This window comes from Microbacterium sp. LWS13-1.2, assembly GCF_040144835.1.
Lineage (GTDB): Bacteria > Actinomycetota > Actinomycetes > Actinomycetales > Microbacteriaceae > Microbacterium.
Genome location: NZ_CP151632.1, coordinates 3,830,593 through 3,842,755, shown reverse-complemented (window position 1 = coordinate 3,842,755; position 12,163 = coordinate 3,830,593). Strand labels below are relative to the sequence as shown.

The window sequence follows — 12,163 nt, the reverse complement described above, 5'->3', positions numbered from 1 at the left end:
TCCGTCATCCGTTCTCTGACTTGCGTGCCGCGTCTTCGTCGAAGTCCTTGAAGGCGGCGATCACGCCGTCGAGGTGCTCGGCGACGCCCTTGCAGTTGTCCATGAGCCGCTTGCGACGGTCGTCCCACCGGCCCTCGAAGTCGTGGGCCGCGTCCTTCAGGTCGTCCTTGTCGTACGGCGTCTCGACAGCGTCCTCGAGATCCCGTCGCCTGCTGCCCGCGCTCTCGAACTCGTCGATGATGTGCTTGAGCTGCGTGCTCAGGTCGCCGAGATCGTCATAGCTGACCTTGACCCCCACCGTCACTCCTCAAATTGTCGTGCGCCGCCGTCACCGTCACCGTCGCCGTGCGGCGGGCAGGCGCGAAGCCCGCCGCACCGGCGATGGAGGTGGTTCAGCCGCCGGCGAGCTGCTGGTCGAGGTCCTGGATCGCGCGCATCATGCCGAGCAGCGACTCCGACATGTCGTTGATGCCGTCCACCGCACCCTTCAGACCCGTCGTCAGCTCCGTGTAACCCTCACCGAACTTGCCCGAAGCGTGCTGCGTCTTGAAGTCCTCACCCAGCAGCGTGTCCACCTGGCTCTTCAACGAGTCCAACTGGCCCTGGATGTCATCACGAGCCTGCGACAGCGACGACGCCACCTGCTCCATCTCCGCATACGAAGCACCGAAATCGGCCATCGTCAACTCCCTCACTCAGATTCACGACCCACCCCGGGCCGATGACTCCAAGCTAGCGAAACCCCGCCTGCGACCACGATGGGGACCATTCCCCATGCCGGTCCCCAGGTCATCGCTGGACCGCGGTCTGCGGCACCTCCAGCGTGGATCCCTCGACGAGCGGCATCTGCACCGTGACGGCGCGCCCCGACTGGACGAAGATGCCGCGGCCCTCCGGGAAGTCGGAGCGCTTGACCTTCGGGAACGGCACCTTGAAGATGGCGTCGCCGTCGAAGGCGTCCGGACGCAGCACGATGCCCTTGCGGCCGCCCTTGAAGTCGCCGATGAGCCCGAACCCGCTGGCGATCTGGCTGACGTCGGCATCGCCGATCAGCAGGTGCTCGCTGCGGTTGACTGCCTGGAACAGCGCCTTGAGCGGGCGCTCGGCCGGCGTGTCGGCGAACTGCGGGACATCCTCGATGACGATCAGGAGTCGCGCCTCGAGCGACTCGTCGCCGACCAGGTCGGCGAGCTCGGTCGCGAGGTCCTTCGCCTCGTCGGGGGTCGTCGCGCTGCGCATCCACGGCGCGAACTCCTTGAGCTGCGAGCGGCGGCCGCCGAAGTGGAACAGCCGCACGCCGGGATCGAAGCGCGTCATCGAGGTGATGAGCGCCTTCATCGCGTTCGTCTTGCCCGACAGCGGCGGTCCCGTCACCACGAAGGTGCCGATGGGATCGAAGTCGCGCGCCGCGAGGGTGTCCTCGGCGACGCCGAGCGCGGGGAAGTCGCCGATGCGATCCGGCATGGCCGTGGACTGCAGCCGTGTGGGCAGCGACCCGATCTCTTCGACCTCGCGCGCGCCCGCGACACGGAGATCCTGCGCCCACTGGGTGAGCAGCTTGGTCTGCTCCGCCACGTTCGGCGTTCCGCCGAGCACCGCGATCTGGGTCTCGAAGCCGTCCACGATGGCCCGTCCGGGCGCCGATCGCTCGTCGAGGACGTCCTTCGGCGCGTTGAGCAGGGCGTACGCGTTCTCGTCCGAGAGTCGCAGGACGACGCGGCGGGACACGTTCGAGCTGATGGCGGTCGGGACCGATCCCGACCGGTCGGCCGTGGCGACGACGTGCACGCCGAGGGGGCGGCCTTCTCCCAGGATGCGCATGAACGCCTGATAGAACGGCATGCGCGCGGTCGTGGACTCCCACTCCGCGCGGAACTGCGGCAGACCGTCCAGGAGCATGATGATGCGCGCCTCGTCGCGACCCGTCAGCTCGCGGTATTCGGCGATGCTCGACGCGTTGGCGGCGCTGAACCGCTTGCCCCGGTCGTCGAGGATGGCTCCCAGTGACCGCATGATGCGCTGCACGCGCTCGGCGTCGTCCCCGGGGATGATCGAGCCGACGTGCGGCAGCACCTCGAGGCTCTTGAGCGCGCCGGCGCCGAAATCTAGCCCGTACACGGCCACGTTCTCCGGGCGGCGGCCCGTCGCCGCTGCGATCGCGACGGTGCGCAGCACCGTCGACTTGCCCGATCCGCTGGTGCCGTACACGAGCAGCGACCCGTCGCGGTCGGGTTCGAAGTACACCGGCTCCTGCAGCTGACGCTCGGGGACGTCGCGCTTGCCGAGCAGGATGAACCCGGCGCGCCCGGCCCGCAGCTGGCGGATGTCGACCGTGGTCTCGAGGTCGTCGAGCCACGGACGGCGCGGCGCGGGGATGCCCGCCACGTCGGCGGCCGCCACGAGCGTCGCCACGAGCCGCTTCTGGTCGTTGGGGCCGGGGTCGACGTCGTGCGAGTCGGACTCGCCCGAGTCGGGGAGCTCCCACCGCTGCACCGAGCCGAACCGCAGCTGGGCGACGGCGACGTCCGCCGCGGGCGCCTGGTCGCTGCTCCATCCGCCGGCGTAGGCGGACTGGAACGACACGAGACGACCGGGCCCCGTCTTGGCGATCCCGCGACCGGGGATGCCGGGATCGAAGCGGGCCGCCACCGGATCGCCGACGACGTCCTTCGAGTCGGACTCGTCGGCCATGCGCAGCGCGACGCGCAGGTTGGTGTTGGCGCGCAGGTTGTCCTTGATCACCCCGGCAGGGCGCTGGGTGGCCATGATCAGGTGGATGCCGAGCGATCGGCCTCGCTGGGCGATGTCGACGACGCCATCGACGAACTCCGGCACCTCCCCCGCGAGCGCGGCGAACTCGTCGATGACGAGCACCAGCGCGGGCGGCGTGTCGGGATCGCGCCGCTTCTCCAGCTCGAGGAGGTCCTTGGCCTTCTTGCGGTTGAACAGGTGCTCGCGGTGGTGCAGCTCGGCGCGCAGGCTCGTCAGCGCGCGGCGGACGAGGTGCGGGCTCAGGTCGGTCACGAGGCCGACGCAGTGCGGCAGATCGACGCAGTCGGCGAATGCCGAGCCGCCCTTGTAGTCGACGAACAGGAACGTGACGCGGTCGGGGCTGTGGGCCGCCGCCATGCCGAGCACCCACGCCTGCAGGAACTCGGACTTGCCGGCTCCGGTGGTGCCGCCCACCAGGGCGTGCGGGCCCTGCGTCCGCAGGTCGAGCGCCATCGCGTCCGTGGCGCCCTGGCCGACGATCGCGCGCAGCGTGCCCGCCTTCTTCAGTCGCGGGAGGACCGCGCCCGAGCGATCCAGGATGGTGTTGTTCTCGCGCCAGCGCTCGATCGCGAAGGAAGGCTCCGAGGCCATCTCCGATCCGACCAGGGAGAGGAACATCACGGAGTTCGGGATGTCGGACGAGTCCTCGATCACCGTGCTGGAGTCCACCACCGGCGCGAGCCGCTTCGCGAGGACCGTCATCAGCTCGTTCGAGACTCCCTCCACCGCCGTCTCGGGATAGTCGACACCGCTGCGGACCGTCCCCGCGCGCGCACGCTCGAGCCCGTTCGTGACGTCGAGGAAGCTTCGGCACACCGCGGGCAGCGCGTCGACCATGGGGGCGACGAACAGTCCGTACACGCCGACGTCGGCGCCGCGCTCGAGCACCTGGGTCAGCCGGGCCCGGTCGACGGGCGCGTCGGCGGTGACGATGACGACGACCGCCGTCTGGCCGGGGAACGTGGCCTCTTCGGCAGCGCGGCGCACATCGGTGCCGTAGCGCATCGGATCCCAGTCGTCGGCGAGGGGCAGTCGTGGCGACGATGCGGCCTTCGACCGCTGCATCACCAGTTCCTCCAGGCCCGACAGCAGCGCCGCGCCGGTCGACGCCGAGTCCGACAGGGGCATGTCGCGGAACGGACTGCGCTCGCTGGAGGTGTGGGGCAGCCACTTCAGCCACTCGAGCTGCGTCGCCCAGCGGGGCTCGGTCAGCGCGATGGCGACCAGCTCGTTGGGAGAGTGCAGGCCGAACAGCTGCACGCACAGGCCGCGCAGCGCATCGGCGGCTTCGCGGTCGCCGCCGGCGACGCCGATCACGCCCACGCTCTGCAGCGACTCCAGCACCGGCACGCCGTCGATGGTGCGGTAGCGGTCTCGCAGCCGGTCGACGCGATCGACGAACTCCTGCAGTGCCTCCGGCGTCTCGGATCGCTTCACCGTCGTGCGCGACGGGGCCTCGGTGATGCCCAGCCGCACCGAGAGGAAGTTCCAGTGCTCTGGACGCCGCGTCCACAGCATCGGGCCGAGCCGCATCGCCTCTTCGAACACCACCGCCACCGGCGGCGCCTCCGCATTGCGGATCTCGCGCTCGCGCGGGCGCTCGCGGTAGAGCGTCTCTTCCAGCTCCTCGAAGGTGCGCTCGAAGATCTCCGTCTCTTTGCGGGCGCGCTGGCCCACCTGAGTGCGCTGGGAGATGAAGTTGCCGAGCAGCATCAGCGGCGACATGATGACGACGAGGAGCGACCGGGGGTTGCCGTTCATCGCGAACAGCGCCATGCCGAGGATGAGCGGTGCGACGAGCATCGGCCACGGGAACAGCCGCGTGACCGGATCCTTCGGCATCCGCGGCTCCGGGAGCTCTTCCCCGATGTAGCGAGGCTCGACGCGCGGGCTGCGGTTGAACAGCAGCGATCCGCCGCGCTCGAGCACCGGGTCCTGCTCGACGGGCGCGAAGTCCTGGACCATGCGGACGACCACGTCGGTGTCGCCGAGCGAGAACCGCTGCCCAGGGATGACGCGGAGGCGCTGGACCAGACCGCCGTCGACCACGATGCCGTTGGCCGAGTTCAGGTCGACGAGCTCGACCGAACCGCCGACCTCGATGCGCGCATGCACCTTGGAGATCAGCGGATCGTCGAGCACGATGTCGTTGCCGGCGGCGCGCCCGATGGTGAAGTGGCCGCGCGGCAGCGGGAACTCGCGTCCGACGAGCGGGCCGCCGACGACCGAGAGGATCGCGGCCGGTGGACCGCCGACCGCCCGCGACGCGACGTAGTCCTCTCCGAGGTTCACGATCGATGCGATGAAGCCCGAGCCGACGGCGGCGTCGCTGATCAGCATGTCGGGCGCGAGCATGGTGAAGGTCGACGAGGTGGGCGGTGCCACCTTGAGTGTCAGCACATCGCGCGGAGAGGCGGACGTCTCGCGAGCCGGGTCGGTGTCGACAATGTGCCTGGCCACGTCCTGCACGGTCGCCGTGGTGTCGGAGGTGACGACGATGTCGATCTGCTGCGCGTCTCGCCGCTGGAGTGTGAGTCTGAGTCTCATGCGTTGTCCTCGGGGTCTGCGTCAGCCGATGCGGATGAGCGCTCGCCGGTCGCCCAGCAGGAGGGTGTCGCCGCTGCGGACCGTGACCCCCTGACCGGGCGGAAGGGAGTGCTCCGCGCCATCGCGGATGAGCGCGCTGCCGTTCGTCGATGCACGGTCGACAGCGATGATGGCGCCGCCCGTGCGCAGCAGCGCGAGATGGGTCTTGGAGATCGACTTCGTCGGATCCTCGATCGGGACGAGGGTGAGCCCGTTGTCGCCCGGCGCGGGCGAGGGATCGCGTCCGATCAGGATGCCGGCACCGGGGAGGGCGATGCGCGCGCCGGTGTCGAACTCCAGCACGACGGCCGGGGACGACGACGCATCTGCCACCGGCGGCGCGGCGACGGCGGGCGTGCCGGGGCGTGCCCGCGCGGCAGGACGCGCGGCAGCGGGCCGCGGCGGTCCGGCGGGCGGCGCCGCGTCCGGCAGCAGCCGCGGCGGTGTCCAGGGGACGCCGGGGCCGGCTGCCGCCGCCCCCGTCGGCGAGGCGACGGCGGGATGGACCGGCTCGCGGGTCGCTGGTGCCGCCGCTCCCGCGGCAGGGGCACCAGGATCCACGGCCGCTGCACTCGGTGCGACGGCCGCGGCATCCGTTCCGCCCGGCGCGGCGCCCGCGGTGTACGCCTCCCCGCGGGGCGCGCCCACGACTCCCCCGCTGCTGCGGGTCACGGGGATGTAGGCGCCGGAGCCAGGGGCCACCGCCGAGGTCGCCAGCGACGGCAGCTCGCTGCGCTCGTCGGCGAGATCCGTCGCCGCCGTCTTGCGGGCGATCCGCATGCGCTTCGCGTCGTAGGGGTTGAGGCCGTTCCGCGCGTCCACGAACCAGGTGGCGCCCGCCATGTCGGCCCATCCGCGCCCTCGACGCTCCGGGTCGAACAGCGGGGAGCAGGCGATCACGAGGACGGGTCCGACGAGGGGGACGAGGAAGCTGGCTCCGAGCACCAGGTACCGCACGACCGCGCCGCGCCAGAATCCGGGCCGCTCCAGCGTGCGCACGTTGACCGAGCGGATGCCGGTCGCGGCCTTGCCCACCGTGGTGCCCTTGCGGCCGTGCAGGACCAGTTGCAGGACGACGAACGCGGTCGTCAAGGCCGATGACGCGGCCGCGCACGCGATCACGAGGCCGAGGTTGCCGGCGTCCGTGAGCGCTGCGGCCGGGTCGGCGGACGCGGCGGCGTTGAGGAGCACCGGAAGCGAGACGAGCAGCAGCGGCAGCTGGAGCACCACGAGGATGCCCAGCTCGATCGATGTCGCCAGCACGCGCCGCCCGAAGGGCGCCATGCGCAGCCCGAGGGACGCGGCGTACTCCGGCCTCGGCCGACCGCGTCCATCGAGGCCCTCGACGGCGTGTGTCGAGTCGTCGATCTCCCAAATCACCGGATCCTCCTGGCGAACGCTCCGCATCGACCCTATCCGGCGGACGCCGCTGCTCCCGCCCGGAGCGGGGACATGGGGAAATGGACCCATACCCACGCGGGCGGCGGCGCCGACCCGCCCCGAGCGACGGTCGTCTCAGTGGAAGAAGTGGCGCTCTCCCGTGAAGAACATGGTGACGTTCGCCGCCTGGGCGGCGGCGATCACCTCGTCGTCGCGCACCGAGCCGCCGGGCTGGATGATCGCCGAGATGCCGGCGTCGAGCAGGATCTGCGGTCCGTCGGCGAACGGGAAGAACGCGTCGGATGCCGCGACCGAGCCCGCGGCGCGGTCGCCGGCGCGCTCGACGGCGAGTCGGCAGGAGTCGACGCGATTGACCTGGCCCATGCCGATGCCCACCGTCGCGGAGCCCTTGGCGAGCACGATCGCGTTCGATTTCACAGCCCGGCAGGCCTTCCACGCGAAGATGAGGTTCGTCATGTCCTCGTCGGCCGGGCGCTCTCCCGACACGAGCTGCCAGTCCTTCGCGACCGACTCGATGTCGTCGGGGAACCGGTCGGCGTCCTGCAGCAGCAGCCCGCCCGAGACGAGGCGCACGTCCATGCGCTCCTGCTGCCAGTCCTGCGGCAGCTGCAGCAGTCGCAGGTTCTTCTTCGCCTTGAAGACCTCGAGCGCCTCGGGCTCGAACGAGGGCGCCACGATGACCTCGGTGAAGATGTCCTTGAGGTTCTCGGCCATCTTGAGCGTCACCGTGCCGTTGGCGGCGATCACGCCGCCGTAGGCCGAGACGGGGTCGCACTCGTGGGCGCGCAGGTGCGCGCTTGCGATCGGGTCGAGTGCGTTGGGCGCCGCGACGGCGATGCCGCAGGGGTTCGCGTGCTTGATGATCGCGACCGCCGGCTTGACCATGTCGAACGCGGCCCGGAGCGCCGCATCCGCGTCGACGTAGTTGTTGTACGACATCTCCTTGCCCTGCAGCTGGGTCGCCTGGGCGATGCCGTGGCCGCCGTTGCGCGTGTAGATCGCCGCGCACTGGTGCGAGTTCTCGCCGTAGCGGAGCGTCGCGAGGCGCTCGGCCTTGATCGTGAGGTGCGCGGGCAGGTCCTCCTCGGTGAGCGTCCCCTCCGAGAACCAGGTGGCGACCGCGCGGTCGTACTCGGCGGTGTGGGCGAACGCGCGGGCGGCGAGCTCTCGACGCTGCGCGAGGCTCGTGCCCCCGGCACGGACCGCCTCGATCACGGCCGGGTATGACGATGGCGAGACGACGATCGCGACGTTGGCGTAGTTCTTCGCCGACGCACGCACCATGGCGGGGCCGCCGATGTCGATCTGCTCGACGACGTCGTCGCCCTGGGCGCCCGAGCGCACGGTCTCGACGAACGGGTAGAGGTTCACCACGACCAGCTCGAACGGCGCGATGTCGAGCTCGTCGAGCTGGCGCTCGTGGTCCTCGAGGCGCAGGTCGGCGAGGAGGCCGGCGTGCACGCTCGGGTGCAGCGTCTTGACGCGGCCGTCGAGCGACTCGGGGAACCCGGTGACGCTCGACACGTCGGTCACGGTGTGACCGGCCTCACGCAGCAGGGTGGCGGAGCCGCCCGTCGAAACGATCTCGACGCCCGCCGCGGCGAGCGCCTCGCCCAGGGCGAGCAGATCGGTCTTGTCGCTCACCGACACGAGCGCCCGGCGGACCGGGACGACGTCGCGGGTGCGATACAGGGCGGGGTCGTGGCTCGGTCCGGCCATGGCGGATCTCCTCGGTGGGGATAGGGGTCAGAGCTGGGCGCTCGCGGACACCGCCGCGAGGTCGAGGTCGCCGGTGGCGACGCGGCGCACCACGTCGATCAGCAGGCGGCGTTCGACGGGCTTGATGCGCTCGTGCAGGGCATGCTCGTCGTCGCCGGGGAGCACGGGAACCCGCTCCTGCGCGAGGATCGGCCCCGAGTCGACCCCGTTGTCGACGATGATCACGCTCGCCCCCGTCTGCGCGACGTCCGCGGCGAGCGCATCGCGCACGCCGTGCGCACCGGGGAACTCCGGCAGGTACGCCGGGTGGGTGTTGATGATGCGTGGCGACCACGCGTCGACGAGATCAGCGGGGAGGAGCCGCATGAGACCGCTCAGTACGACGAGGTCGGGCCGCCAGACAGCGAGCTGGGCACCGAGCTCGGCGCCCCACTCCTGACGGCTGGCGAACTGCGCGAAGGGGACCATGAAGGTCGGGATGCCGTACTCCTCGGCGTGCGCGAACCCTTCGGCTTCGCGATCGGCGCCGACCACGACCACGCGAGCGGGGAACTCGGGCTCGGCCGCCGCGTCGAGCAGAGCGCGCAGGTTCGACCCTGTGCCCGAGATGAGGACGGCGACCGTGAGCACCCGATCAGCTTACTCGGAACCGTTCCTGTCGCCGGGCGGCGTCGACCGGGGCAGGTCGATGGGCTCGGTCGTCGCCTCCGGCGTGGAGACGGCGCCCGACGCGCGGCGGGGCGAGAGGAGCAGGATCGCCGCACCCAGCAGCACCTCGAGCCCGACGGCAAGGGCGACGGGACCGGGTTCGGGGCCGAGCTGCGCGAGCCGTCCGGGTCCGAGCGAACCCGAGGCGACGAAGGCGAGGAGCGCGGCCGCGCCTCCGGCGACGATCGCGATGCCCGCGGTGACCACCAGGCGGGCGCCGATCGGATCCTCGGCCGCGACGGCCACCGGTTCCTCGCCCATGTGGAGGAGCCTCGAGCGGGCGATCCACCCGGCGAGCGCGCCGACCGCGATCGGCAGAAGCGCGAGCAGCAGCAGCCATGACGTGGTGGAATCCGGCACGGCGCCGAGCACGGGCAGTCCCGGGACGACGCCGACCTGCGTGCCCGCAGGAGACACGGCGGTGCCCTCGCCCACCGTGAACCCGGGTCCGGCGACGAAGCTGAGACCCCACACGGCGAGCGTCGGGACGTAGGCGAGCTGCGCGATGGTGAGCACCGCCGCGCCGAGCGCGTCGACGTCGCCGGCCTGGAAGAGCGCCACGATCTGCCCGGCACGTGCGAACAGCGCCACAGCGGCGACCGCGGCGCCCACGCCGATGAGACCCACCACGACCACGGCGGAGCCCCGCGCGACCAGCGCCGGCACGTCGCCCCATCCGTGGGGCAGCTCTTGCGCGCGATCGCGCAGCCGCGCGACCGCGCCGGAACCCGCCTCCGACCACTCGGTGACGATCGCCGCGACGAGCGCAGGGAGCGCGAACACGAGCGTCGGGATGAGGATCGCCTGCCACGTCTCGACCTGCGCGACGTCGTTCGCGCCGGTGAGCGCGGCGCCCGTCGCCAACGCGGCGAACAGGACCGTCGAGGTCAGGACACCGGTGAGCCACGCGTCCGCATGCGAGGCGCGCGCCCCCGAGCGGGCGGCGAAGATCGCCGTGAACGAGGCGAACGCCAGCGGCGCGAGGGACAGGACGAAGGATGCCGCGTCCGTGTCGATGCCCGTGGCCGCCAGGTACTCGGGCGGCAGGGCGATGTGCAGGGGCACGAGGTTGCCGATCTGCCATACCGAGACGGCGGACGGCCACAGCACTCCCCAGTCCGCGCCGCCGCCGAACCCGAAGACCCAGAGGAGGGTGAGCGGAGCGAGGGTCGCGGCAAGGCCGACGGCGACCGCGATGGCGGCGTCGACGGTGGCAAGGAGGGCGACGATGAGGCGATGCATGCGCCATCGACCCTACTTCGAGGGGCGCGGGCGTCCCGGGCGCGTCCGCGCCGTGGTGCGGCATCCGTCCAGCGAATCCTCAGGTTCACGGGCGAACGACTACCCTTTCAGGTCGGAGGTCCACCATGAGTACAGCCCCATCCGCGGCATCGAACACCCCCGCAGCACCCGACGACGTCGAGACTGCCGAGCCGAAGAACGGCTTCGACAGGTTCTTCGAGATCACCCGTCGCGGCTCGACGATCGGCACCGAGGTCCGCGGCGGCGTGGTGACCTTCGTGACGATGGCGTACATCGTCATCCTGAACCCGATCATCCTGTCCAGTGGCACGGATGTCTCGGGCGACACCCTCGGATTCACCCAGGTCGCTGCCACCACCGCCCTCACCGCGGGTGTGATGACCGTGCTGTTCGGCCTGGTGACCCGCCTGCCGTTCGCGTTCGCGGCGGGCCTGGGCATCAACTCGTTCCTCGCCGTGTCGGTCGTGGGGCAGGTCACCTGGCCGGAGGCGATGGGCCTCGTCGTCATCAACGGCCTGATCATCGTGCTGCTGGCCGCCACGGGCCTCAGGCGCATGATCTTCGACGCCGTGCCGATCCAGCTGAAGCTCGCCATCACGGTCGGCATCGGCCTCTTCATCGCGTTCATCGGCTTCGTCGACGCCGGCTTCGTCACCTCGACCGGCGCCTCCTCTCCCCCGGTCGGCCTCGGCGTGAACGGCTCCGTCGCGACCGTCCCGACGCTGATCTTCGTCTTCACCCTGCTGCTCACCGGCATCCTGGTCGCCCGCAAGGTCAAGGGCGGCATCCTCATCGGCCTGGTCACCGGCACCGTGGTCGCGCTGATCGTCGAGGCGATCTGGAACATCGGCCCGAAGTTCGACGGCGACGAGGTCAACCCCGGCGGCTGGGGCCTCTCGGTGCCCGAGCTGCCGTCATCACTCGTGAGCGTGCCCGACCTGTCGCTGGTCGGCCAGGTCTCGTTCGGCTCGTTCGAGCGCATCGGCGTGCTCGCCGCGCTGATGCTCGTCTTCACGCTCGTGTTCACGAACTTCTTCGACGCGATGGGCACCATGACGGGTCTGTCGAAAGAGGCGGGCCTCGCGAACGAGAAGGGCGACTTCCCCCGCATCAAGTCGGCGCTCATCGTCGAGGGCGTCGGCGCGGTCGCGGGTGGATTCACGTCGAGCTCGGCGAACACGGTGTTCATCGAGTCCGGCGCGGGCATCGGCGAAGGCGCCCGCACCGGGTTCGCGAACGTCGTGACGGGCGTCCTGTTCCTCATCGCGATGTTCTTCACGCCGCTTGTCTCGATCGTCCCGACCGAGGTCGCCGCCTCCGCGCTCGTGATCGTCGGCGCGCTGATGATGTCGCAGATCCGCTTCATCGACTTCTCGGACTTCTCGATCCTGCTGCCGGTGTTCCTCGCGATCACCGTGATGCCGCTGACCTACTCGATCGCCAACGGCATCGGCGCGGGCTTCATCGCCTGGGTGGTGGTGCGCTCACTGTCGGGCAAGGCGCGCGAGATCAGCCCGCTGCTGTGGATCGTCGCGGCCGGCTTCGTGCTCTACTTCGCCCGCGGGCCCCTCGAGGCCGCGCTGGGCTGAGTTCCGCGGCTGCACCCGTACGGCACAGGCGGGAGAGGGTGCTCTCGCCGGCCGAGGTGTGTCGAAAAGGCCGATGAACTTCCGGTTCACAGAGCCTCGATGAACTTCCCGTTCACACCCCCGCA

General features: G+C 70.8%; 8 protein-coding genes. 1 reads left to right on the top strand and 7 read right to left on the bottom strand.

The features are described from left to right. Window positions 1-4: 4 nt before the first annotated feature. The 7 genes from MRBLWS13_RS17730 to MRBLWS13_RS17700 form a co-directional block, all read right to left on the bottom strand. Window positions 5-298: a hypothetical protein gene (locus MRBLWS13_RS17730; RefSeq protein WP_349426640.1), complete on the bottom strand. Its 294-nt coding sequence runs from the start codon at window positions 296-298 to the stop codon at window positions 5-7. A 94-nt stretch (window positions 299-392) separates the two neighbouring features. Next, window positions 393-680 (bottom strand): WXG100 family type VII secretion target, encoded by a 288-nt coding sequence (locus MRBLWS13_RS17725; protein WP_308868145.1) that lies wholly within the window; start codon window positions 678-680, stop codon window positions 393-395. 109 nt (window positions 681-789) lie between these two features. After that, window positions 790-5,319 carry an FtsK/SpoIIIE domain-containing protein gene (locus MRBLWS13_RS17720; RefSeq protein ID WP_349426639.1) on the bottom strand — a complete coding sequence of 1,510 codons (4,530 nt, stop codon included), beginning with the start codon at window positions 5,317-5,319 and terminating at the stop codon, window positions 790-792. 21 nt (window positions 5,320-5,340) lie between these two features. Then, a complete protein-coding gene (locus MRBLWS13_RS17715) occupies window positions 5,341-6,738 on the bottom strand; it encodes an RDD family protein (protein ID WP_349426638.1) in 1,398 nt (465 codons plus the stop codon). A 135-nt stretch (window positions 6,739-6,873) separates the two neighbouring features. Next, window positions 6,874-8,478: a bifunctional phosphoribosylaminoimidazolecarboxamide formyltransferase/IMP cyclohydrolase gene (gene purH / locus MRBLWS13_RS17710; RefSeq protein ID WP_349426637.1), complete on the bottom strand. Its 1,605-nt coding sequence runs from the start codon at window positions 8,476-8,478 to the stop codon at window positions 6,874-6,876. Between the two features lie 27 nt (window positions 8,479-8,505). Beyond that, on the bottom strand, window positions 8,506-9,108 hold the full coding sequence (gene purN / locus MRBLWS13_RS17705) for a phosphoribosylglycinamide formyltransferase (protein WP_349426636.1): 603 nt from the start codon (window positions 9,106-9,108) through the stop codon (window positions 8,506-8,508). A 9-nt stretch (window positions 9,109-9,117) separates the two neighbouring features. Then, a complete protein-coding gene (locus MRBLWS13_RS17700; RefSeq protein WP_349426635.1) occupies window positions 9,118-10,428 on the bottom strand; it encodes a DUF6350 family protein in 1,311 nt (436 codons plus the stop codon). Window positions 10,429-10,553: 125 nt separating this feature from the next. On the opposite strand from MRBLWS13_RS17700, the gene MRBLWS13_RS17695 reads away from it, so the two are divergent. Next, entirely contained in the window at window positions 10,554-12,038 is a 1,485-nt protein-coding gene (locus MRBLWS13_RS17695) for an NCS2 family permease (protein WP_349426634.1), read from the top strand. Window positions 12,039-12,163 lie beyond the last annotated feature (125 nt).